At 36.7% G+C, this 24,644-nt stretch carries 19 protein-coding genes and 4 tRNA genes; 13 read left to right on the plus strand and 10 right to left on the minus strand.

The window, feature by feature from the left end; translation table 11 throughout:
- Nucleotides 1-104 precede the first annotated feature (104 nt).
- From QM481_RS01710 to QM481_RS01725, 4 genes are all read left to right on the plus strand, one after another.
- The gene (locus tag QM481_RS01710; protein ID WP_283380416.1) at nucleotides 105-1,373 is read left to right on the plus strand and encodes a lipoprotein N-acyltransferase Lnb domain-containing protein; all 1,269 of its coding nucleotides are present in this window, start codon (nucleotides 105-107) and stop codon (nucleotides 1,371-1,373) included.
- Between the two features lie 433 nt (nucleotides 1,374-1,806).
- The gene (locus QM481_RS01715) at nucleotides 1,807-2,793 is read left to right on the plus strand and encodes an alpha/beta hydrolase (protein WP_283380417.1); all 987 of its coding nucleotides are present in this window, start codon (nucleotides 1,807-1,809) and stop codon (nucleotides 2,791-2,793) included.
- A gap of 167 nt (nucleotides 2,794-2,960) precedes the next feature.
- The gene (locus QM481_RS01720) at nucleotides 2,961-4,676 is read left to right on the plus strand and encodes a GMC oxidoreductase (protein WP_283380418.1); all 1,716 of its coding nucleotides are present in this window, start codon (nucleotides 2,961-2,963) and stop codon (nucleotides 4,674-4,676) included.
- 52 nt (nucleotides 4,677-4,728) lie between these two features.
- Entirely contained in the window at nucleotides 4,729-5,652 is a 924-nt protein-coding gene (locus QM481_RS01725) for a sugar phosphate isomerase/epimerase family protein (RefSeq protein ID WP_283380419.1), read from the plus strand.
- Nucleotides 5,653-5,793: 141 nt separating this feature from the next.
- Here QM481_RS01725 and QM481_RS01730 read toward each other — a convergent pair whose 3' ends face one another.
- The gene (locus tag QM481_RS01730) at nucleotides 5,794-6,252 is read right to left on the minus strand and encodes a hypothetical protein (RefSeq protein WP_166552898.1); all 459 of its coding nucleotides are present in this window, start codon (nucleotides 6,250-6,252) and stop codon (nucleotides 5,794-5,796) included.
- Between the two features lie 415 nt (nucleotides 6,253-6,667).
- Here QM481_RS01730 and QM481_RS01735 point away from each other — a divergent pair, with 415 nt between their 5' ends.
- A complete protein-coding gene (locus QM481_RS01735) occupies nucleotides 6,668-7,048 on the plus strand; it encodes a hypothetical protein (protein ID WP_283330369.1) in 381 nt (126 codons plus the stop codon).
- A 92-nt stretch (nucleotides 7,049-7,140) separates the two neighbouring features.
- Here QM481_RS01735 and QM481_RS01740 read toward each other — a convergent pair whose 3' ends face one another.
- Nucleotides 7,141-7,629 carry a DUF4890 domain-containing protein gene (locus tag QM481_RS01740; RefSeq protein WP_166552900.1) on the minus strand — a complete coding sequence of 163 codons (489 nt, stop codon included), beginning with the start codon at nucleotides 7,627-7,629 and terminating at the stop codon, nucleotides 7,141-7,143.
- 193 nt (nucleotides 7,630-7,822) lie between these two features.
- A complete protein-coding gene (locus QM481_RS01745) occupies nucleotides 7,823-8,023 on the minus strand; it encodes a hypothetical protein (protein ID WP_283380420.1) in 201 nt (66 codons plus the stop codon).
- A 309-nt stretch (nucleotides 8,024-8,332) separates the two neighbouring features.
- Here QM481_RS01745 and QM481_RS01750 point away from each other — a divergent pair, with 309 nt between their 5' ends.
- Entirely contained in the window at nucleotides 8,333-8,587 is a 255-nt protein-coding gene (locus QM481_RS01750) for a hypothetical protein (protein WP_283380421.1), read from the plus strand.
- Nucleotides 8,588-8,725: 138 nt separating this feature from the next.
- Here QM481_RS01750 and QM481_RS01755 read toward each other — a convergent pair whose 3' ends face one another.
- Together QM481_RS01755 and QM481_RS01760 are read right to left on the minus strand one after the other, a co-directional pair.
- A complete protein-coding gene (locus QM481_RS01755; protein WP_283380422.1) occupies nucleotides 8,726-10,072 on the minus strand; it encodes an HlyD family secretion protein in 1,347 nt (448 codons plus the stop codon).
- Between the two features lie 35 nt (nucleotides 10,073-10,107).
- Nucleotides 10,108-12,297: a peptidase domain-containing ABC transporter gene (locus QM481_RS01760; protein WP_283380423.1), complete on the minus strand. Its 2,190-nt coding sequence runs from the start codon at nucleotides 12,295-12,297 to the stop codon at nucleotides 10,108-10,110.
- A 658-nt stretch (nucleotides 12,298-12,955) separates the two neighbouring features.
- Between QM481_RS01760 and QM481_RS01765 the strand changes: the two genes are divergently transcribed.
- The 6 genes from QM481_RS01765 to lysM all read left to right on the plus strand — a co-directional run bounded on the left by QM481_RS01765 (nucleotide 12,956) and on the right by lysM (nucleotide 20,902).
- The gene (locus QM481_RS01765; RefSeq protein ID WP_283380424.1) at nucleotides 12,956-13,924 is read left to right on the plus strand and encodes an alpha-E domain-containing protein; all 969 of its coding nucleotides are present in this window, start codon (nucleotides 12,956-12,958) and stop codon (nucleotides 13,922-13,924) included.
- Between the two features lie 365 nt (nucleotides 13,925-14,289).
- Entirely contained in the window at nucleotides 14,290-15,030 is a 741-nt protein-coding gene (locus QM481_RS01770; protein ID WP_283380425.1) for a proteasome-type protease, read from the plus strand.
- Nucleotides 15,031-15,156: 126 nt separating this feature from the next.
- On the plus strand, nucleotides 15,157-15,999 hold the full coding sequence (locus QM481_RS01775; protein WP_283380426.1) for a transglutaminase family protein: 843 nt from the start codon (nucleotides 15,157-15,159) through the stop codon (nucleotides 15,997-15,999).
- Nucleotides 16,000-16,016: 17 nt separating this feature from the next.
- Nucleotides 16,017-16,838 (plus strand): aminotransferase class IV, encoded by an 822-nt coding sequence (locus tag QM481_RS01780; protein ID WP_283380427.1) that lies wholly within the window; start codon nucleotides 16,017-16,019, stop codon nucleotides 16,836-16,838.
- A gap of 193 nt (nucleotides 16,839-17,031) precedes the next feature.
- The gene (locus QM481_RS01785; protein WP_283380428.1) at nucleotides 17,032-20,262 is read left to right on the plus strand and encodes a S41 family peptidase; all 3,231 of its coding nucleotides are present in this window, start codon (nucleotides 17,032-17,034) and stop codon (nucleotides 20,260-20,262) included.
- Between the two features lie 172 nt (nucleotides 20,263-20,434).
- Nucleotides 20,435-20,902 carry a peptidoglycan-binding protein LysM gene (gene lysM / locus QM481_RS01790; protein ID WP_095163495.1) on the plus strand — a complete coding sequence of 156 codons (468 nt, stop codon included), beginning with the start codon at nucleotides 20,435-20,437 and terminating at the stop codon, nucleotides 20,900-20,902.
- 38 nt (nucleotides 20,903-20,940) lie between these two features.
- Here lysM and QM481_RS01795 read toward each other — a convergent pair whose 3' ends face one another.
- A complete protein-coding gene (locus tag QM481_RS01795; protein ID WP_283380429.1) occupies nucleotides 20,941-21,831 on the minus strand; it encodes an SMP-30/gluconolactonase/LRE family protein in 891 nt (296 codons plus the stop codon).
- 645 nt (nucleotides 21,832-22,476) lie between these two features.
- Between QM481_RS01795 and QM481_RS01800 the strand changes: the two genes are divergently transcribed.
- The gene (locus QM481_RS01800; protein ID WP_283380430.1) at nucleotides 22,477-23,994 is read left to right on the plus strand and encodes a malate:quinone oxidoreductase; all 1,518 of its coding nucleotides are present in this window, start codon (nucleotides 22,477-22,479) and stop codon (nucleotides 23,992-23,994) included.
- A gap of 136 nt (nucleotides 23,995-24,130) precedes the next feature.
- On the opposite strand, the gene QM481_RS01805 is transcribed toward QM481_RS01800, so the two are convergent.
- The 4 genes from QM481_RS01805 to QM481_RS01820 form a co-directional block, all read right to left on the minus strand.
- Nucleotides 24,131-24,204: transfer RNA gene (locus QM481_RS01805), tRNA-Pro, on the minus strand.
- Between the two features lie 81 nt (nucleotides 24,205-24,285).
- Nucleotides 24,286-24,359, minus strand: a tRNA-Arg gene (locus QM481_RS01810).
- A 72-nt stretch (nucleotides 24,360-24,431) separates the two neighbouring features.
- Nucleotides 24,432-24,508, minus strand: a tRNA-Pro gene (locus QM481_RS01815).
- 26 nt (nucleotides 24,509-24,534) lie between these two features.
- A tRNA-Ser gene (locus QM481_RS01820) sits at nucleotides 24,535-24,624 on the minus strand.
- Nucleotides 24,625-24,644: the final 20 nt, after the last annotated feature.

Below are 24,644 nucleotides of genomic sequence, written 5' to 3' on the forward strand. Positions count from 1 at the left end.
ATGATAGTCTATCCCTTTTGTGTTATATCTAAACTAAATTGTATTATCTAGTTTTAGTACAACTCACACGGATGCTTGTATCGCCACCGTAAAACCTCAACTACATGAAAAACCTCAACATTCTATCTAAAATTATTTTGCTATTTTGTTTTCTGAGTAGTTGTATCCAATTGGTCAATGCTCAAAAACTTTCAGAAAGTGCAAAAGTAAGTGTCATTACAGTCGACCCTGGAAAAGAGTTGAATGATGTTTTTGGACACTCTCTTTTGTGGATTTATGACCCAGCTAATGGCGTTGATCGTGCCTATAACTGGGGCGTATACGATTTTAGCACTCCCAATTTTTACTGGAGATTTATCCAAGGGACTTTACCCTATAAGATGGAGTATCGCCCTATTGGTGATTACATAGCTTATTATCAATACATGAAACGTGGTATGAGCGAGCAAGTATTGGATATGGCTCTGTCACAAAAGCAGCGTATACTGGATGAACTAGACAAAACCTATAATGATCCTGCTAAACGCACCTATCAATACAAATTTTTTACTGACAACTGTGCCACACGTGTTCGTGAGGCAATTGTAGTGGCTTGTACGGATAGCGTCCACTTTGCTAATTTGCAGACCATGAGTGATACCACTTTCAGACAGTGGATGAACAAATCACTTTATACAGGAGATATGCGTTGGCCAGCAGTAGCCATGAATATAGCACTCGGTTCTGAAGCAGATGAAAGAACGACTCAATTTGAAGCCAACTATATTCCTGCCAACTTACACAGAAGTTTGGGAGCAGCCAAAAGAATGACTCACGGAGTACTTCGCTATTTAGTTGATACAGAAGCACCTTTATATGCTTTAGCAAAAGAGGAAGTAAAACCAATGCCTTTCTTTTTACAACCAGCTTTCTTTTTCTTAATGGTATTATTGTTTACTTGTTGGAAAACTTATGACCATTGGAAAAGACGACAAAAAGGTTATAATTTAGATAAAATACTATTCAGTATCGCTGGTTTTATTGGTTGGATTTTAGTATTTTTATGGTTCGGGACTAATCATGGAGTAACAGAGAACAACAAAAATATTTTATGGGCATTGCCTTTTCATTTGCCTCTAATTTTTAGATTAAGAGAAAAAAATGGTGAGTCTTGGTATGTGTATTATTTTGTAGTAACGGGTGTAGCGTCAGCACTAGCTTTAGTATTCGTAGCTCCTTACATGATTGAATTGGTACTTATTGTGCTTACACTTTTAGTAAGATCTATGTATCATGTAGGCTTTGAACGTGAACACCGCTTGACAATGAACAAATTTCGTAAGGTTATCAAAGGTCGTAAGATGCAGGTAATCAATTACGACAATGAAGAATAATTCAGTCTAGGTCAAGGACACATTTCCCAAAAACTATTAAAGTTTTGAGGGATTAAGGACAAAATCCTTAATCCCTTTTTTTTTATTTAGTGAATTGTGAGTTAAATTTTTCATTTAGCTAGATTTAAGTGCTAGGCTATAGGCTGTAAGCCGTAGGCATTAGGCAAAAAGTCTTTATAATTTAATAAAAATCTCTTTGTTTTCTTTAGCTTTCAGCTATGGGCATTCGGCAAATACATATCTATCGTTACTAAAAACAATTTAACAATCTTTGCCTTGTTCCTGCTGCCTTTTGCCTAAGCACATAACTTAAATCTTGTTCTGCACGATTACTTAATTGTATTTTCGAGATACACTTTTACCATAACTCTCTGATTATAAGCGCATATCCAATAACTGATATACAACTAACCAATAACTTCTTTTCCCAACTATGAAAAAAATCCTCTTCCTACTATTATGTGGGCTTGCGAATTGGGCTACAGCTCAACAAAAATTTTATCAACTTGGCGATTTCAAACTAGAAAATAGACAAGTCATCAAAGATTGTAAAATCGGTTATCGCACTTTTGGCAAACTCAATGCAAGTAAATCCAACGCCGTATTGGTCCCTACTTGGTTTACAGGTAATAGTCAGCAAAAATCCTTTGTCGCCGATCCTAAAAGTTTTGTAGATAGTACCAAATATTTTGTAATCATAGTAGATGCCCTTGGCAACGGTGTATCGTCCTCGCCGTCAAATAGCACTTCGCAAAAAAATCAACTTTTCCCGACTTTCAATATTCGAGATATGGTTACGGCAAGTTATAAATTGAGTAGCGAACATCTCAAACTATCTCATCTATACGCAGTAACTGGCATCTCTATGGGTGGCATGCAAACCTTTCAATGGATGCTCAGCTATCCAGAGTACATGGACAAGATTGTTCCGATTATTGGTTCACCACAACAAAGTAGCTATGATAAACTGTTCTGGAACCTTCAATTAAATCTGATTGAAAGAGGAAATTATAGTCCTGAAGCTATGGCTTCGGTAAATGCCCTACATCAAATGCACCTCTGGACACCTTCCTATAGAGCGCAAAATACGCCAACAACTACTTATCCAGAATTGATTGGTAAACTAGAAAAAGAAGCTCAAACGCTCAATGCTTATGACTGGGCAGCACAATTACGCGCCATGCTCCAGCAAGATATTTATCAAGGCAAAACACCTCAAGAAATAGCACCTTTGGTAAAAGCAAAAGTCATGATATTGGTGGCTCCAGAAGATCAAATGGTCAACCCATTAGCTGCTATCCAACTTTCAAAAATACTCAAGTGTCCGTTGGTTTTGTTGGAAGGAAATTGTGGACACATGTCAACCTCTTGTCAGTCGGAGCAAATGATTGCTCATATAAAAGGCTTTCTAGATAAATAATCAATCTATTTACCTCATAGCCCCACAACATTTTATAGAAGGAATAGCTTAAATTCAGGAATGAAAAAGCTATTCCTTTTTTGTATTTAAGCGTCTTTATGTAGGTCAACATTTCACTCTACCCCATTTTTACAAAACATGAAAACAAACTCCCAATTTTCAAAAAGATGAATTTGAATATTACTTCCAACAAAACAAGAACCTACGACGCTATTGTCATTGGCTCAGGTATCAGTGGCGGCTGGGCAGCAAAAGAACTTTGTGAGGCTGGTCTCAAAACACTCGTCCTAGAGCGGGGTCGAGATGTTAAGCATATCGAAGATTACCCAACGGCGATGTACAATCCTTGGGATATGCCTCATCATGGTAGAATTCCGTTGGCAGAACAAGAAAAAGACCCTATTGTCAAACGTTGCTATGCCTATGATGAAGCTACATCACACTTTTTTGTCAAAGACCACGAACATCCGTATGTTCAAGAAAAACCCTTTGATTGGATTCGTGGCTATCAAGTTGGCGGAAAGTCTCTGATTTGGGCTCGGCAAACGCAACGATGGAGTGATTTTGAGTTTGAAGGACCTGCCCGTGACGGTTTTGCGGTAGATTGGCCTATCCGTCACAAAGATTTAGCCCCTTGGTATAGCAAGGTCGAAAAATTTGTAGGAATCAGTGGTAATAAAGACGGTATCGATAGCCTTCCCGATGGAGAGTTTTTACCTCCTTGGGAGCTTAATTGTCTTGAAAAACATATTCAACAAAGAGTAAAACAAAGCTACAGTGACCGTCAGGTAATCATTGGACGATGTGCTCACTTGACACAGCCTAAAGAAATTCACTTGAAACAAGGCAGAGGTCAGTGTCAAGCTCGACACTTGTGTTACAGAGGTTGTCCGTATGGTGGGTATTTTAGCAGTAATTCCTCCACCCTACCTTGGGCAGCCAAAACTGGCAATCTCACCTTACGACCTCACTCTGTTGTTCATTCAATTATTTATGATGAGAAAAGACAAAAAGCGTCAGGCGTGCGAGTCATAGATACTCAAACCAAGGAAATGACGGAGTTTTATGCTAAAATAATCTTTGTCAATGCTGCTTGTTTAAATACTAACCTGATTCTATTAAATTCAACCTCGAATCGCTTCCCAAATGGCTTAGGCAACGATAGCGGTTTGCTTGGAAAATATGTAGCCTTCCATAACTATCGTGGTGCTGGTGGTGGCACGTATGAAGGTTTTGAAAAAGAGTACTATCTGGGCAGACGCCCGACTACAGCCTTTATGCCATCTTTCAGAAACTTGCGCAAACAAGAAACGGATTTTCTCCGTGGCTATATGGTTGCCTTTTCGGCTTATCGCACTGGCTGGAATCGAGAGATTCATTCGGATGCATTTGGGTCAGATTTTAAAAGAGAATCAACTGAAGTCGGTCCATGGGGTGTATTTATCATGATGCAAGGCGAAACTGTCCCGCAAGAACAAAATCATGTGCGTCTTTCAACCGAGCTCAAAGATGCTTGGGGAATTCCACAATTAGTAACATCGATAGATTACCACGAGCCTAACGATACCAAAATGGTTCAAGATTTTCACCAACAAGCCAGTGAAATATTGGAAAAATCAGGCATAAAAGATATTTTCATGTACGATACCAAACAATCTCCTGGGCTGGACATTCATGAAATGGGTGGCGTACGTATGGGAAAAGACCCTAAAACATCAATGCTCAATGCTCATAATCAGCTACATCATTGCAAAAATGTATTTGTAACAGATGGGGCAGCGATGACTTCGGTTGGTAATCAAAACCCTTCGTTGACCTTTATGGCTCTCACCGCAAGAGCTGTGAATTTTGCAGTGAATGAATTAAAAAAGAAAAATTTGTAAAACCCTTTTATAAAACATCCAAATAAAAAACTAAGATAAAACCTCCAAAAACATGTTAGATTTAGGAATTGTAAGTGCCATTTTAGCAGATAATACCTTCGAGCAGGCCATAGACTTTGTGGCTGCCAACGGCTTTAAATGTATCGAAATTATGTGTTGGCCAGCAGGAAACGCCGATGCTCGTCGTTATGCTGGAGTTACACACATCGACGTAGAGTCTTTGACTCCTGAGAAAATTGCATATATCAAAGAATACGTAGCCTCTAAAGGAATCTATATTTCGGGCTTAGGGTATTATCCCAACCCTCTGGATGCCAACGAAACGCAAGCGAAGTTTTTTCAAGATCATATCAAGAAAATCATCTTGGCAGCAGCACAATTGGGAGTTCCTGTGGTGAATACTTTCATTGGAAGAGATATTTCAAAAAGTGTTGCTTACAACCTTGACAAATACAAAGAAGTATGGCCAGAAATTGTCAAGCTAGCAGAAGACAATGGTGTAAAAATTGGGATCGAAAACTGTCCAATGTTTTTTACGGACGACGAATGGCCAGGCGGAAAGAATCTTGCAACAACTCCTGCCATTTGGGATAAAATGTTTAACATTATTCCTTCGGAAACACTAGGGTTAAACTATGACCCTTCGCACTTGTTATGGCAACAAATGGACTATTGTCGCCCAATCTATGATTATACTGAGCGCTTACATCATATTCACTTGAAAGACGCCAAAGTATATAAAGAAAAACTGGACAGAGTTGGAATCATGGCAAATCCGTTGGAATACCATTCTCCGAAACTCCCAGGTCTTGGAGATATTAACTGGGGAAAATTCATTTCGGCACTCAACGATGTTAGATACCGTGGACCAATTGTTATTGAAGTAGAAGATAAAGCTTACGAAGGTTCAAGTACTGATATTGAAAAAGCTATTTTGACAGCAAGAAACTATTTAAAACAGTTTTTACCATATTAAAAGAAGGTGCTTGAAAGTCGCCTTCTCCCAATTAAAAATCCCCACAGGACAAATAAATTTTGTTCTGTGGGGATTTTTAATTGGGAGAATGAATAAGTGATAAAATAATCACTCTATGACAAATCACTAACTCACTAAATATTAGTTGGCTGGAATCATTTTCACTGTTGCGTCAGTGGAAGGAATACCCAATTGAGGAATTGATGCAGTACCTGTAAAGTCGAAATTAGCGTCTTCCAAACGAGTTACCGTAATAGTACCAAAGTTAATTCCGGCGAAGTTGATTCCTGAAATTTCAATTTGAGTTTCGTTGTTCACAAACTTCCAAGTACCACTTGTCGAGGTATTTCCGTTGTTATCTACGCCACGAATTGTTCCGTTTGACAGGAATTCTAAACGCACTTTTGATAAATCATATCCATTGCTGGCCAAATCTCTTTTGTACACCACTACCAAGCCTCCTGTTGAAGAAACTTCGGAAACCATCCATACTTTGGCAGTCAATTTTTCAGTGTTGGTTTTTGTAGAAACGTTATTCTTTTTACAACTAGATGAGACAACTAATAACAATCCTACAAGGACAAGGGCTAAATGCTTCATAAAAAATTTATTTGATTTGATATTTTCTTGTAAACGGCAATTGGGGACTTTTAGTACAAATATAAGTAAATTAAGAGAACTTCCACTGACAGATTATCTGCAAGTTACCTAAAAAAGCAATTTTAACAATTTGATAAACAACTTAATACCATTCGACTATCCTTTTGCTAACTTCTCCAATTTTTTATTCTATAATAGGACTTTGTTATGATATTATCCATTTCTATGGTATCACCATAACTGAGTAAGGTTGGCATTTTTGCTGACCGTTCTCATACCTCCAATCTCAAAATAGATACAACTTTGCCTTAGAAGATTCGCTTACTATTAATCAAAAACATCTCAGATCTTCATAAAACTGAATTCTATTCAGACTTAACATTCGCATCATTGTACCCAAAAACCATTTTAAACCATGAGTAGCAAAAAACATATTACCGAGTTGCACACAGAAATTAATGAGTGGAAAAGCAAAGTAAATTTTGTAAAAGATGAGTTAAAAACATTTCAAGACCAACTTGCTTCTGTTTCAGCACAAAATACCGCTCAGGAAATCAAAATGAAAGTAGGCCACTTTGAAAGTATTTTTATCAGACAAGACGAAGTAAACGATGAGTTATCGCATGAGTTACAAATTACTGATAACGAGTTGGGAGAAAAAGTAAAAGGTAATCCCGCTGGCGATCGAGTACTGTTTGATGATTTGGTAGAACTTAGAGATAAAATACAAGTATTTGAAAAAATCTGGTCCGAAAACAAAACCGATTTCAGAAGATTTTTGTCGGAAAGTTTGTAACGAGTACAAAAAGAAAGTCACTCCTAATTTAGGAGTGACTTTGCTGTATAAACCTCTTTAAACTTCTCAATCAAAAAGTCTTTTGCCGTGACCTAGTCTTTACGCTTTTTGAGATATATCTCATATTGCTCTGGGGTCAAAACGGCTTTAAAATCATTATCTTTATCAGCCTTCATTTTTTGCATTTGCTCACGAAGTTTAATTCGTGTTTCTTCTGAAGGAGGAGTTGTTCCGTTGTTTGTAGCCTTTTTTATCGCCTCATACATGTCCAATCGTTGGAAAGCATATTTGATATTGATATCCTCGACTTTCATTTGTTGATCCTCGTTCAAACTCAATTTCTTAGTCATCCAACGAGTTTCTTCCTCTGCAATTTTTTCTGGGTCTGGAGTATTATCTCTCTTTCGTTCTTCGCCTTGACCAGCCTGCGGAATACCGCTACCAAATCGACGACCTCCATAGCCACCGCCGTATCCACCACCATAACCGCCGCCGTATTGGGCGTCAGCTTCATTTGTTGAGCATATTAACAAGCCCGCTCCCATCAAGAGCGCAGCGAGTATTTTTTTTGTAACGGACATTGTTTTGTTCTTGTGATTATTGCAATAGAATCAGTAGCAAAAATATGTATATACAGTGAACTTTCATATAGTATGCGACAAAATCGCATAAAAAAAAGACTAAAAGCCCCTTTTTGCAGTTTCTTCTTCTGTTTTCTGTCTTTGAAACAAAAAAGCCATCTGCTTTCACAGATGGCTACCAAATTATCTATGTTTAGAACTTCACATTCAAACTTGCTTGGAAGGTAGTTCCTAGCTGGCTGAACTGAGAACCGTCGTAAGTAACATTTGAATAACGACCATTAAAAGTAATCAAATTGTATTGATCAAAATACTTCTGAGAAGGCACGTTATTGCTTGCATCGTAGCGAGTTCTAACACCAGTTTTCAAGTCAATAAAATCCCATTTTGGCATAACATTTAAGATATGGAAATGCGTTGTACCAAACAATAATTTATTTGTTTTTGTATCATTTACAATTTTAGATTTATGAGCTCTATTTTAATAGTATATTTTACCATTAATCATCATTTCATAGGCATTCACACTATATTTTTAACAGTTTATGTAATATTTTTTGAGGTAATTTTTTATTTATTTAAGTTTATTGATAATAAATAACAGTAACTATATCTGAATACTTAATTCAATATGATTTAGATTATTTTCATGTATTTATTATTATTGTTTTACATATTTTCAAATTCTAAAATCTTTAATTAAATGAGAAAAATAGCAGAAATAGAAGCAGAAATGCTTGTTTTAGACACAAAACAAATGCAGCAAATTGCTGGTGGCGATAATGGATGGTGGGGTTCTTACAACGGGGATGGATTTACTTGGGATAGTCCATATTATGATCCATCAGGAAATATTCCAGGAGGACGATACTCTGATCCTCCATATTATCCAATTCCATGGCCAACACCAATTCCTGTACCTCCAGATCCCAAAATACCTGGACTGTCACATAGTTAAAAAATATAAAAGCGTCAAGCCTTTACTCTTAAAAAAACTCTTTGCCGTTTCGTCAATAATACGGCAAAGAGTTTTTTTATTAATTTAATGGCCTGAAGCAAGGTGTCATAAAACCTTAGTTAGTTCATCAGCTATTAATTAATCTACAAATATTTTTCGAAGGCTATAAAAAAAACGTTCCAGTAATCTTAAATCTTCCGTTACAATTTCGGCACTTGCCATCATTTCAGAGCGGAAGTTTATGCTTTTATTGAAGTTTGTTTTTAACTGATGTGGCAATTGTATTTTTATGCGGTATCGGCTGTTTGAAGTACTTGATGAAATATCTTGAATAGTTCCATAAATACTTCCATACTCTTCTGACGGGTAGTTTGATAGTTTAATGATTACTTTCTGCCCAATTTTCACCTTTCCAAAGTTTTGTGATGGTACATTTGCGTACCCAATATAATGTTGCTTTTGAGGTAATACTGACATTAAGGTGTCATTAGTATGAACCACTTGATTCTCTGTCAAATTCCTTAAAAAAGCAAGGTAACCACTTGAAGGAGCCGTAATAATATAGTTTTGTTTCCAACTTGCTATAAGATTATCAATGTTTTGAATAGACTGACCAATATTATCATGAAAAATTCTGGTCTTTTGGATGTATTCAAAGTCTAGTTCGTATAATTGTTTTTCTTTTTCAGACAGAGTCAAGCTATTTTCTACTAAAACTTTCGCATAGTTTTCATTCTCTTTTTTCTTTTGTAAAAAAGCATTTTCAAAACCTAGAAATTCAAGTTTACCGTAGACTTTCTCATTGTACATCTTCTTGTCAGCCAAATATTTGGTTTCAACATTTCTAAATTCCTCTTTATTTATTTCTACTTGTTTTTGATTAATTTCTACCAATTTTTTGTAGCCAATAATCTGTTGTATCAATATTTTTTTTCTTTGGAGATAAATAGCATCATTGAGAAGTCTTTCAGATTCTTCGTAGTTTTTAAGTAAAATATTATATTCCGATTGTAGATCTCCGAATGTGATGGTATGTAAAGGAAAAAGAATTTTATTGGTATTATTCGTTAAATAGCGTTCTGCTTGATGAATCAAAGTTTGTAATACAGGAATATTTTCTAAACGTGTGGTATTTTCTATTTCTGCAATATAGTCTCCTTGATTTATCCATTGTTCTGGCTTGACTAATATTTTTTGTAGTCTACCCGAAGACTTTGATATTACCTTCAAGGGTTCTATCTCAGTTGTAATTATTGCATTACCCTTAATCACTTCTGGATATTTGATATACCACGAAGTGATAATACTCAATATGCCTATTAATGCAATAATCGTTAAACCAAAACGAATAATAAAAGCAGGACGTTTTGATAATATGTCGTTAATCTCTTCCGAACGTAGTTCAAGAGAAGGTCTTACCAAGGTCTTTGTAGAGCCTATAGCTCCATTTATATTAAGCTTGGGTGTTTGGATATTACTTTCCATACATCAAAATTTCATGATAAGTGTATTAAAATGGATTAGTTTCCTAACTCCAATTGATTTTTGACTAAGTTAAAATACTCCCCACGTTTTGAAGTTAGATTTTCATGAGTGCCAATCTCGGAAATCTCACCCTTGTGTAAAACGATAATTTGATCAGCGTTTTTGACAGTACTCAATCGATGAGCCACTACAATAACAGTTTTTCCTTTGAAAAAAGAGTTTAAGTTTTCTAAAATGATTTTTTCGTTATTTGCATCCAAAGCGTTAGTTGCCTCATCAAAAAATAGATACTGTGGGTCTTTATAGACAGCTCTAGCAATCAATAAGCGTTGTTTTTGACCTTGACTTATACCATTACCTTCTGAACCAATTTTGGTATTAAAGCCTAATGGGAGGCTTTCGATAAAATCTAAAATATTTGCCACTTCACAAGCATTGTATAGTTTTTCAAGATTTGGCTGTTCGTCACCCAAAGCAATATTTCGAGCAATAGTATCTGAAAAAATAAAACCATCTTGCATTACAATACCACACCTACCCCGCCAATCTCTTGCGTTATAACTATCAAAAAGAACATTTCCTATTTTGACTTCGCCCTTTAAGTCATAAAACTTCAATAATAATTTCAATAATGTTGTTTTCCCACTTCCACTTGTCCCAACGATAGCAGTTACTTTTCCTTCAGGAATTTCTAAATTGATATTTTTTAAAACAGGATCATTACCCGCTCCAGGATATGTAAAACTTAAATTTTTGATAGAAATACCTGCATGATGCTTACCACTAGGTTGGTAGGTAATTTTCTCTTTTTTCTCCTCATCATCTAATTCGTGGATTTCATTCAATCGTTCTAAACTAATTTTAGCACTTTGGGCTGCTTGTACAAATTGGATGAGTGCCTCAATTGGTGCATTTAGTTGCCCGATAATATATTGTACTGCCAGCATTGTCCCTAAAGTTATCTGACCATCAACGACCGCTTTGGCAGAGAAAAAAGTGATTAAGATATTTTTCCCTTCGTTTAAGAAAAAAGCTCCTGCTTGTTGGTACTGATTTAAAGCTAATCCTTTTGTTTGAAATTGAAATATTCTAGTTTGAATACGTTCCCATTCCCAACGTTTGAGGTGTTCTGCATTGGCTAACTTTATTTCTTGCATTCCTTGAATCAATTGCACCAATGAGCCTTGATTTTTGGCAGCTACATCAAACATTTTGAAATCTAATTTGCGTCTTTCTTTCAAAAAAAGTACCACCCAACAAGCATACAAACCAGACCCAATCATAAAGATGGAAAAGATAGACAAACTATACAAAGCCAATACACAACCAAAAATCAGTAGGTTGACCATAGAGAAAAGAGTATTTATTGTTTGACCTGTCATAAACTGTTCTATACGACTATGGTCACCAATTCGTTGCATGATGTCGCCAAACATTTTTGTATCAAAAAATGACATGGGCAATTTCATCAGTTTTATCAGAAAATCGGAAAGGATTGAGAGATTGATACGAATACTAATATGCAGTAATATCCATGAACGGATAAATTCAACAACAGTTCTACTGGCAAAAAGCATCAATTGTGCCGCCAGCATAACATAGATAAAGTTTAGATTACGTGTTTGAATACCAACATCAACTATAGACTGTGTAAGGAAAGGAAAAACTAATTGAAAACCACTACCCACCAACAAACCAATAGCTAATTGTATCAATAGTTTTTTATAAGACCAAAGGTATTTAAGAAGGTACCTAAAATCTAAACCTTGCTTTTTATCGTCTTCTTGTTCATAAAATGCAGGTGTTGGTTCTAACAATAACGCAACACCAACAGGCTGACCTTCTTCTTGTGTAGTAGCCCAATATTTACAAAAATCCTTTTTTGAGATTTTCCGAAGACCTGTAGCTGGATCTGCTAACAAAATAGTGTTAGATTGCGCTTTTACAAAAACCACAAAATGATTTTGTTGCCAATGAATTATACATGGCAGAGGAACATCTTTAATTAGTTTATCAAGAGGAATTTTTACGGCAATAGTTCTAAAGCCCACACTTTCAGCAGCCTCCGAAATACCCAATAAGGAAACTCCACCTCTATTAAATCCAGAAGAATCTCGAAGCCTTTGAATACTAAGACTTAATCCATAGTGTTTAGCTATCATACGTAAACAGGTAGGGCCACAGTCCATTTTATCAAGTTGTTGATAAAAATTAAATCTTGGCATAGAAAATAGATGTTAAAAGTAGATAATTTTATTTTGGATAAATATTTCTCTTTATAGTAAGCTGATACTATTCATCGTTAATTTATCAAGCCTACATGAAGGAGTGTGTTAGCGCTAACAATCAGATGAAGAGTTATTCATTTGAGTTGAAGAATTGAGAAAGATTAAAGTTAACTTGCCAAAAAGTCTAATGATTGAATAAATACACCGCAATACAGTTGAGGAGAAGCAATACTCCTATTCGGGAGTACAACAAGTATTTGTACTCATCCAGAGCGAATTGAGTTGTTGAGAAAGTGTTTATCATATAATTTAGAAAAGGTTATATTAAAGTGAACATTAAGCGTTTGTCAATATTCTTTTGCAATTACGTGAATTTTCAGAATAATAATCAAGTAAATCAGTAAAAAATTACTGCAAAAATTTCGTGGAATGTTCATAACAACCAAATAATCTAAATTATTATCTGGTATGTCCAAATTAAAATTTATTTATTCGGCATTTTGCAGTTTTTTATTTCATAAACATTGGTTTTTTCCAAAAATAACTTAATTTTATTTGGGTGATTCAATAACTCATAAAATAATTAAGCATTTATACTTAAAGGTTCCATGAGCTTTTAATCAAAAACAATTTTCCAACTTAATCCTAGAAACTTATGCTAAGTCGAGTTGCTAATTCTATCTATTGGATGAATCGCTACATTGAGCGTGCCGACAATTATGCCCGTTTTATTTCTGTAAACTTCAACTTGGCGCTTGACTTGCCTCCCAATGTACCCGAACAATGGGAACCTTTAATCATTGCTACTGCCGACCACTTTATTTTTCAGGAGCATTACGACGAACCTACACGTGAAAATATTCTTTATTTCATGACATTTGATGTTCGTAATCCGAACTCTATTCTTTCATGTTTGCTCAATGCCCGTGAAAATGCTCGTACTATTCGTGAGAGTATCTCCAAAGAAATGTGGGAGTATGTTAATCAGATTTATTGGACTGTCAAAAATGCCACGCACGAAAGTAAATCTTGGGAGCTATCTCAGTATCAAGGTTTTTTGGAAAATATCAAAACTGGTAGTCAATTGTTTTATGGTATTGTAGACTCTACCATTACACGTGGCGAAGGCTGGCATTTTGGTCGCTTGGGTCGCTTAATTGAACGTACTGATAAAACTACTCGCTTTTTGGATGTAAAATATTTTACCTTATTGCCAAGTATCGAGTCTATCGGTTCGCCTCTCGACTTGATGTTATGGTCGGCGGTACTACGTTCGGTAAGTGCCTATAATATGTTCCGTCAGCAATATCCAGTAATGAACCCTACCAAAATTGTTGAATTCTTGTTGTTGGATAAACGCTTTCCTCGCTCTGTGATGCATTGTTTACGTCAAGCCGAGTTATCTCTATACGAAATCTCTGGCACTTCGGTTACAAATGGTTATTCTAATGAGGCAGAAAAAGCTATTAGCCGTTTGCGTTCTGAAGTAGAATTTACGGAAATTGATGATATTTTTGAAAAGGGCTTGCACCAATATCTTGATGAATTCCAAACCAAAAACAACGGTGTTGGTCGTGCAATTTTCGAAACCTACTTCGACTTAAAGCCTGTCGTAAGCGAATAATACAACCGAGTATTAGTGCTTAGTCTCAAGTTTTTTTATCTTTGTAATGCTTTTAAGGAAATGGCTTCTCATTATACATCTGTAAATCAATAAAATACCTTCTTGTTTACTAAAAAGTTCACATAAGATATTGGTGTTGCATTTTGTATTATGTCTTTATAGATAAAATCATAGAATTATTAAAATCGGAATCTTTTGACAAAGTTATTTGATTCATTATCAAAAACTTAACACTACCTTTCTGTATTCACAATTCGACACTTTTATGATACCCATTCGAAGGCTTTTGAGGAAAATTTGAGACATATTTAACCACAAAACATTCGTTGCAGAAAGTTGTAACAATGTTTATCACTACAAATCAAATGACATACTGTTTAGGAATTAAGGTCCGAGGCGGACTAGTGGCAATTGCTGATACCAGAATCACTGCGGGAACAGAAATGTACTCAAACAAAAAAGTATCAGTACATGAGGTTGGGAAACACTCTTTGTTCATCATGACAGCGGGTCTGCGTTCGGTACGTGACAAATCTATTACCTATTTTAATAGAATGACCGAAGAACAAGGGGTAACTTTCGACTATATGTTCGAAGCAGTAAATGCTTTTGGAGATATGTTGCGCAAAGTAGCCAAAGAAGATAAAGAAATGTTGAAGTCGGAAGGTTATAATTTCAATCTTCATTCTATCATTGGTGGACAAATGTCTAAAGATGACGAGCATAAATTGTTTTTGGTCTTTCCTGAAGGAAACTGGATTGAAATCAATGAAGGCCTTCGCTTTCAAATCATCGGTAATTCCAATTATGGTAAACCATTATTGAACCGTGGACTTACTTATGAAACGTCGTTAGAAGATGCTATTAAATTAGGCTTCTTGTCGTTTGATGCCACTCAGGTTAGCGCAACAGATGTAGATTATCCGATTGATGTAATTGTGTATCAAAAAAATAGTTTCCATTTAATCGAGCATCGTCTTGAAAAAGAAGAAATGGAAAGCATCAGCAAGCAATGGACGAGCTTGTTGAAAGAATCGATGAATAACCTAAACGATGGTTGGGTACAAAATATCATGGATAAATCCTTGATTTCGCAAGAACAGTAAAACCATTTCATAGAACAAATGTTGAAAAAGAGTAAAATACTTGAATCTGGACTTTCTTGTATTTTACTCTTTTCTTGCTAAATAAGCCCACTAAATTATTGTCGATTCTTTTCATCAAACAATCTTATGAAACTAGCGATTACCCACACTTTGCTGTATGATTATAGTAATGATGTTCGACTCGAACCACACTACCTGTATCTGCATCCCAAGCAAGGGCCCTATCTCAAGGTTGACCAATATTCCTTACAAATTTCGCCAACGCCCGACTTTATTTCGAAAAATGTCGACTCGGCTGATAATATTCAACATATCGTATTCTTTAATAGCAGTACTCGCCAGCTTAGTATCAAGGCCGAGTCTATCATTGAAGTCACAGAGTTTAATCCCTACTCGTTTATCTATCATCCTTTTGAGTCGAGTAAATTGCCCATTAAATATGCCAACGATTTAAACGATTCTTTACAATCATATCTAAGTCGAAAAGGGGTAACTACGTTAGTGGATCAAACTGCTCGTCAGATTGCAGCAACTGTTAATTGGGACACCAGCAGTTTTCTTTCTGAGCTCAACAAATTTATCCATTCTTTTGCCTACGAAATTCGAGAAGAAGGCGATGCCTATTCACCCGAAAAAACCTTATTAGAGCGCAGAGGCTCTTGTCGCGACTATTCGGTGTTATTCATGGCAATGTGTAGAGCGTTGGGTATTGCTTCCAAATTTGTGAGTGGCTATTATTTTAGTGATCCTAATCAACCTCAATATCTTCACGCATGGGTCAATGTGTATTTGCCTGGCGGTGGCTGGAGAGGCTACGACCCTACCCAAAACTGTCTGGTTTCGGGACGTCATATTCCTTTAGCTACATCTGCAATGCCCAATTTGATTTCACCGATTCATGGTACTTTTAGAGGCAATGCTCAATCTATATTTAAGGCAGAAGTTTCGGTAAGAAAAATAGAAGAGTAACAATAATCACCCAATTCATGCAAGAGTTTATTTATTTGAATAATGCCTTTGTAAAGGCTGAAGATGCTAAAATCCATGTTTCAGACCTAGGATTAGTAAGAGGATATGGAATTTTTGATTTTTTTAGAGCTATTGATGGCAAAGCCATTTTCTTGGAAGACCATTTAGATCGTTTTGAAAACTCAGCTCGTTTGATGGGACTTCCCATTCCTGCTACTCGCGACCAACTTCGAGCTATTATCTTAGAAAGTATTCAACGTCATTCTCTTCCCTTATTGGGTATCAAAATGATATTGACAGGCGGTTTTTCTACGGATGGTTATCTTCCTGCCGAAACCTCTAATCTTATTGTCACTGCCAAACCTTTTGAGTTTAAAAATCCAGATAAAGGAATGAAACTCTTAAGTTTGGAGTATAAGCGTGAAATTCCTGAAATTAAGACGCTTAACTACATCGTCCCGATTAGAATTCAACCTCAGCTTCGTGCCCAACAAGCCGATGATGTACTTTATTATCGCGATGGGATTATTTCGGAGTCTTCGAGAAGTAATATATTTATTGTCAAAAATAACACCATTGCCACGCCAAAAGATGGAGCCTTGTTTGGTGTAACCCGAAAACACGTTATCAAGTTGGCTTCTCAATATTATAAGGTAGAAGAACGGGATGTTAGTTTTGAAGAATATCTACAAGCCGATGAGGTATTTACCACAGGAAGTACCAAACGTATTGTTCCTATTGCTCAAACTGATGAAGTGGTTTTCAACAATGGACAAACAGAGTCAGTCACAAAGCACTTACAAGAATTGTTTTTAGCTTACGAAAAGCAGAATGGATAAGACAAACCAACGCACTTGGAAATCATTTTTCGAGTGCGTTTTGTTTTAAAGCGCATCTATATCCTCTTATTTACACCAGTAGTGATATGTCTCTACAATCAGCCCATTGGGCGAATAGTTACTCAATTATTTATATTTTAGGCTAAATATTACTTATTTAGATACAAAATTCAACAAACCTTTTGTGTAATTTATGAAAAAGACCTTCCTATTACTATTTTCATTACTAGGAGCATCGGCGACGCAAGCACAGCAATCCCTGCTTTTGCGTCATCCGAGTATCAACAATGATGGCTCTGTAGTAGCGTTCTCATACCAAGGCGATATTTGGACAGTACCAAGCACTGGTGGACAAGCTACTCGCTTGACCATTCATGAGGCTTATGAGAGTAATCCAACCTTTAGCCCAGATGGTAAACAAATCGCTTTCTCTGGTGCAAGATTCGGCAACAATGATATCTTTATCATGCCTACCACTGGCGGAATGCCAAAACGTTTAACTTTCCATTCAAGCCAAGACAATATCGCTAGCTGGACGCAGGCAGACAAAATTCTATTTTCAACTTCTCGTGAATTCCGTCAAATCGAGCGCCCTTCTGAAGTATATGCTATTTCTCCAAAAGGAGGTACTGAATCAAGAATGTTAGATGTTCTTGGATTTGAGCCAACAGCTTCGCCAGATGGACGTTTTGTGGCTTTGGTTCGTGGTGACATCAACCCTGTGGCTCGTCAAGCATACACTGGTAGCTCAAATCGTGAGATATGGATTTTTGACACAAAATCAAAAAGCTATAATAAACTTCCTTTGTTTGCTACCAACGACGTAATGCCTCAATGGGGAAAAAACAATACGCTCTATTTCTTGAGCAGTGTTGATGGAGCATACAACCTTTACCAGTTGAAAATTTCTAACGATGGTAAAGCAGAAGGAAGTCCTAAAAAGTTGACCAACTTCAAAGATGAATCTATCCGCCATATCAATATCTCTACAGACGGCAATACCATTGTTTTTGAACAAGATATGAATCTTTACACTTACAAAGTGGCAAATGGTTCTATCCAAAAAATCAATGTTACCATCAATGCCGACGATAGATTTGATGCTTCAGAAAGTAAAACATTTACTTCTGGTGTTGAAGATTTCAAGGTGTCGCCTAATGGTAAATTATTAGCTTATGGAATCCGTGGCGAAATTTTTGTCAAAGAAGCTGATAAAGAAAAAGCTCGTAGCATCAACGTTTCTTCTCACGCTTTCCGTGATATTGAACCTGCTTGGTTAAATGACTCTACCCTACTTTTCACAAGTGACCGTACAGGTGGTAACTTCGAAATGTTCATGGTACAGTCAGCAGATGCTTCGGAAAAGAATATCTTCAAGACATTGAAGCATAAAATTACACAGTTGACTACAACTCCAGACGACGAATCCAATTTGGTAGTTTCGAACGATGGTAAAAAAATTGCTTATGTACGTGGTAGAGGCAAATTCGTAGTGGCTGATATTAGTGCAGATGGCAAGTTGAGTAATGAAAAAGTTATCAATGATAGCTGGGCATCACCTAATGACATCGCTTGGAGCCCTGACAACAAATATTTGGCATATAGCTTAACTGACTTGTATTATAATCAAGAGATTTTCATCAAAGCTTCTGACAACACAGGCAAAGCAGTAAACGTAACTATGCACCCACGCCGTGATTCACGTCCTTTCTGGAGTGGAGATGGTTCAAAACTAGGCTTTGTTTCAGAGCGTAGTTCTGGTCGTAGTGCCGACATATGGTTTGTTTGGTTGAAAAAAGAAGACTGGGAAAAAGAAGCGCAAGACTGGCAAGAAAAAGACTCTGCTCCTGCTGAAGGTGCTGCTGGCAAGTCAGATAAAAAAGAAAAAGGTGTTAAACCAATCGTCATTGACTTCGATGGTATTCACAACCGTGTAGTTCAAGTGACCAACTTCCCTGGTTCTGAATCTGATTTTGTTATTTCAAAAGACGGTGAAACCTTCTATTATGTAACCAACAGTAGCTCAGCAAAAGGTCGTGACTTGTACAGCATCAAATGGGATGGTAAAGATTTAAAAGAAATCACCAAAGGTGGTAGCAACCCTGGTGGTTTGTATTTGGATAAAGAAGGAAAGTATATCTATTATAGCCGTATGGGCGGTTTTGGTGGCGGAGGCTTAGCTCGTATTGACACCAAAGCTGGTCTACCTGAATCATTACCAGTAAGTGCCAAAATGAAAGTAGACTACACTGGCGAGCGCACTCAAGTATTTGAAGAAGCGTGGCGTACAATCCGTGATGGTTTCTACGACCCACAATTCCACGGAAATAACTGGACGAAATTACACGACAAATACAAAGAACGTTGTATCAATGCTAGTACATCAAGTGATTTTAGAGATATGTTCAACTTGCTTTTAGGTGAATTAAACTCTAGTCACATGGGCTTAACGGCGCCTGAACGTGCCGAAACTCAAAGAGAAGTAACTGGATTACTCGGTACAGAGTTGACTCCTACTGCAAATGGAATGAAAGTGTCACACGTTGTGCCAGAAACGCCTGTTACGAAATCAAAAAGTATCATTAATGAAGGCGAAACAATTGTAGCAATCAACGGACAACCTGTTGGACAATCTGATAACTTCTATGAATTGTTGAATGGTTTGGCTAATGAAAAAGTAATTGTCTCTGTCAATGATGCTACAGGCAAAACTCGTGAAGTTGTGGTTCGTCTAACCAATAGCATTAGTAGTAACCTCTATGATGAGTGGGTTGAAAATCGCAAAAAGTTAGTAGAAAAATTCTCTAACGGTCGTTTGGGATATATCCATATCAAGAGTATGGATTTCCCTAGCTTTGAGGTAGTTGAGCGTGAGTTTACGGCAGCAGGATATGGCAAAGACGGTATCGTAATAGATGTACGTTACAATGGTGGTGGTTCGACAACTGATTACTTAATGACGATTTTGAACTACAAACAACACGCCTATACGATTCCAAGAGGCGCTAGTGAAAATTTGGAAAAAGATAAATTGAAATTCCGTGATTATTATCCAATTGGAGAGCGTTTGGTTTATGCAGCTTGGACAAAACCTTCAATTGCTTTGTGTAATGAAGGAAGCTATTCGAATGCTGAAATTTTCTCACATGCTTACAAATCATTAGGTATTGGTAAGTTGGTAGGTTTACCAACAAATGGTTCTGTAATTTCAACAGGTGGAAAATCGTTAATGGATGGCTCTTTTGTTCGTCTTCCAGGTCGTGGTTGGTACACTAAAACTACAGACAAAAACCAAGAGCTCGGACCAGCAGTTCCAGACGTTATTGTAGAAAACGAACCAGAGTGGATTTCGAAAGGTACAGACAATCAATTAAAAGTAGCCGTTGAAACTTTATTGAAAGATATTGATTCAGCGAAAAAATAATCTAAAATTTATTTAATATTTAAAGGGGTTCTGATTTGTTTCGGAAGCCCTTTTTTGTATTTTTAGGCGACCTTACAACGTTGAATTATTTTATTTCACAAACCTGTGACTTCTTGCCTTGTTCAACGTTTAGAGGTAGATTAATTTAAACTTAAATCAAACTTATACCGCTATGGGACTTATGTCTTTCTTTAAGGGTGTTGGTGAAAAAATTTTCGGAAACCACACTCAAGTAGAGCCAGCAAAAGCTGCCGAAGTAGAACCTCTAAGAGCTAGTGCTCTTTTAGCACACGTAAAACAATTAGGTCTTGCCTACAACTCATTAACTATCCGTACAAATGGTGACACAGTTTCAATCATCGGAGAAGTTGCCAAACAAGAAGATGCAGAAAAAATTGCATTAGCTGTGGGTAACGTTGAAGGTGTAAAAGTTGTAGATAACCAACTTACGGTAGACGAACCAGAAGAAGAAGCACAGTATCACGAAGTAGTAAAAGGTGATTCTTTATCAAAAATTGCCCAACATTACTACGGTGACATGATGAAATATCCTGTGATTTTCGAAGCAAATAAACCGATGTTAAAAGATCCTAATTTGATCTACCCTGGTCAGTTGCTTAGAATTCCACCATTGAAATAAAAGTATTAAGGCTAGTCAAAACTGACTAGCCTTATTTTTTATATCGCAAATCGACGCGTTTCTATCCCTTGCGCTTCTACCTTGCATCTAAATATGTGTCCACTCATAGGATAAGTCAAAAGTTCTCGCTCATCCAAGCCTTCTCTAGCAGTTGTAATCACCAATTCGTTAAAATCAGGACCTATCCAGTTACAAGAAGTTACATTAGGAACTGGAAGTTTTATTTCAGCCAGCTCCTCCCCTGTTTTTGAGTCAATACAAGCAACCCTAAAACCACCCCAGAATGCTACCCACAAATTACCCTCAGTGTCAATACACATTCCATCGGGTAGCTCATCACGATTTCGAGATTGATAAACCACCTTTTCTTTGGTCAATATCAACGCATTTTGCTCGTTTATTTCAAATCTTCTAATATTTCGTTTAAGTGAATCTATAAAGAAAAAGTATTGCCCATCTTGGCTCCATGCCATACCATTCGAGATTCCTAACTTAGACAGCAAGTGTATTTGCTCTCCTGTGGGCGAAATACAGTATAAATTTCCTTCATTTCGCTGATTCTCGATTTGCATAGTACCCACCCATAATCGCCCTTGAGGGTCTATTTGTCCATCATTACACCTATTATAGACCAAATGAGTCTCCATTGGCTTCCACAACTCCAAATAACTAGTTTTGACGTCATACCAACATAAACTACCCTGTAATCCCAAAAGGACCTTGTAAGGCGTATTTGTCAACGCCACCATACCTATACGCTTTGAGATAGCACTAAAATGGTGTACTTGAGTATTCAAACAATACCAGTTGATTGTTCGTCCTTCAATATCAACCCAATAAATCGCATTGGTAGACGAACACCATACAGGACCCTCTCCCAATCGACAGCTCGATTCTAATAGCAACTCAGCTTGATATACTTTTTTCATAGTCAGTTCGGATCTTCTAAACATTTTTGATGAGAGAATAGAGTTATACAATAATAGTTTTTTTCGCAGGCTATTTTGCGAAAAATCAAAGATATTTTTCAGAATGAACCTACTTATTTCTTACCAGATGTTAACCTAAGTAAAACTACCTGTAGCATTGTTATAACAAGCTTAATTTTGTACAATCGACAATCTTGTAAAAATACAATTAGTTAAGGAGAGAGAAAAATCATCGAAAATTCAGGCTATTTCCCATAATATATTCTTTTTTGAGTGTGTATGCTAAATAAAAATAGCTGTAAATACATCAATTTTTCCAAACACTTTACTGTTATTAATGGTTACTTAATACACTGGCAATCAAGACATTTTCAGAAAGAAACGCGGTAAATAAAATCTAAGAAAAATCATATTTTATTTTTTTGAGTAAATCTGCACCGTTTTTGTTCTTTTTATGTTAAAAAATTAGAAAGCCCTTAGATTTGAAATTTAAGGCATAATTTAATAGACTATTATAAAGAAAAAATATAAAGAGAACAAGAAAGTAATTATTATATGACAGGAATTGTGCAATTTTAAGATTATTTTTTGTTACCTATTCGAATAAGTATAATATAACTAACGAGATAATTTTTTTTGTGAGAAATGCGTAAAAAATTAAAGAGTGCTGCCAACTATTCAGATGTTGTTTTGATTGGGGCAGGCGTTATGAGTGCGACGCTCGGGGTGTTGTTAAAAGAACTTCAACCTGATTTAAAAATTACTATTTTCGAACGTCTTGATTTGATTGCAGGAGAAAGTTCGGAAGCTTGGAACAACGCAGGTACAGGTCATGCCGCATTATGTGAGCTGAACTATACTCCTGAAAAACCAGACGGTAGTGTTGATGGATCTAAGGCGTTAAAAATTTATGATTCATTCCAACTTTCACGCCAATTCTGGTCATATTTAGTCGAAAAAAATATTCTTTCACCTGAGGATTTTATCCAATCTGTACCTCACATGAGTTTCGTTCATGGTGAAAAGAACGTAAGCTATCTTCGTAAGCGTTTTGATTTATTGACTCAATACCATGTTTTCAAAGATATGGTTTATACCGAAAATCCAGAAGAAATTAAAAACTGGATTCCTTTGGTAATGGAAGGTCGTGATGAGAATCAACCTGTGGCAGCTACTTACACTGATGCAGGAACTGATGTCAACTTCGGAAATTTGACACGTATGTTGTTCGATCACTTGAAAAACATGGACGGTGTTAAAATCCGTTTGAAGCATGAAGTAACCGATTTAGAGCAATTAGAAGATGGAAACTGGTGTATTACTTTAGATAACCTTGCTACCAAAAAGCGTAACAAAAAGAAAATCTACGCAAGTTTTGTGTTTGTTGGTGCTGGTGGTGGTGCTTTACCATTATTAGAGAAATCTAAAATTGAAGAAGGTAAAGGTTTTGGAGGTTTCCCAGTAAGTGGACAATGGTTAAAGTGTAACAATCCTGAAGTTGTAGAACGCCACAATGCGAAAGTATATGGTAAGGCGGCGGTAGGTGCTCCTCCAATGTCTGTTCCACACTTAGACTCTCGTATGATCGATGGTCAGAAAGAACTTCTTTTTGGTCCTTATGCAGGCTTTACGACTCGCTTCTTGAAAGAAGGTTCATTATTAGACTTACCTTCTTCTATCAAATTGAGTAATATAGTACCAATGATGCAAGCAGGTTTACAAAATATTGACCTGACTAAATATTTAATTGAACAAGTAAGACAATCACCAGAAGATCGTTTAGAAGCATTGAAAGAATACTTCCCGAACGCACGTATGGAGGATTGGGAATTGTTAGTAGCTGGACAACGCGTGCAGGTAATCAAGAAAGACCCTGTAAAAGGTGGAGTACTTGAATTCGGTACTGAAATTGTAGCAGCTTCTGACGGTTCAATTGCGGCCTTATTAGGTGCCTCTCCTGGTGCTTCTACAGCCGTTGACATTATGTTGAAATTATTGGAACGTTGTTTCAACGAAGAGTATCATACAGAAGAATGGCAAAGTAAATTGAAAGCGATGATTCCTTCATTTGGTCAGTCTCTAATTAGTAACGATGAGTTATTTAACCAAATCAACCATTGGACTAACGATGTACTTGGTCTTAAATCGGCTGAATTAGCTTAATACTAGATACTATTTCTCACAAAAAAGCCTTTCCTTGTATCAAGGAAAGGCTTTTTTGTGTTGGCTTCTTTTGTTTCAAGTAAAGTTTGGGAACTGTTACAAAACAAAAAAGCCTAACTCAATGAGTTAGGCTTTGTCGGGATGGCAGGATTCGAACCTACGACCTCCTGCTCCCAAAGCAGGCGCGATACCGGACTACGCTACATCCCGAATTTTCTAAATTAATTTAACATTAATAAGAAAAGTATTTTGTTAAAAGATTCACGCTTCTGTGCATCTTATTCTCAGGTGTGATTCCGTCAGGATTCGAACCTGAGACCTACTGCTTAGAAGGCAGTTGCTCTATCCAGCTGAGCTACGGAACCGGAATAAAAAAGGATTCTGATTCCAGACGGAACTGAAAATTCACTTATGTCAATCTTCAAAATCCTAAATTATGGTCGGGATGGCAGGATTCGAACCTACGACCTCCTGCTCCCAAAGCAGGCGCGATACCGGACTACGCTACATCCCGAACTTTTGGCCATTCCACTTTAAAAGTGGCGGAGAGAGAGGGATTCGAACCCTCGGTACCGTTACCAGTACGACAGTTTAGCAAACTGTTCCTTTCGGCCTCTCAGGCATCTCTCCTTAACACTCAAAGTATCTCG

The sequence above is a fragment of the Flectobacillus rivi genome (assembly GCF_030056655.1).
GTDB classification, from domain to species: domain Bacteria; phylum Bacteroidota; class Bacteroidia; order Cytophagales; family Spirosomataceae; genus Flectobacillus; species Flectobacillus rivi.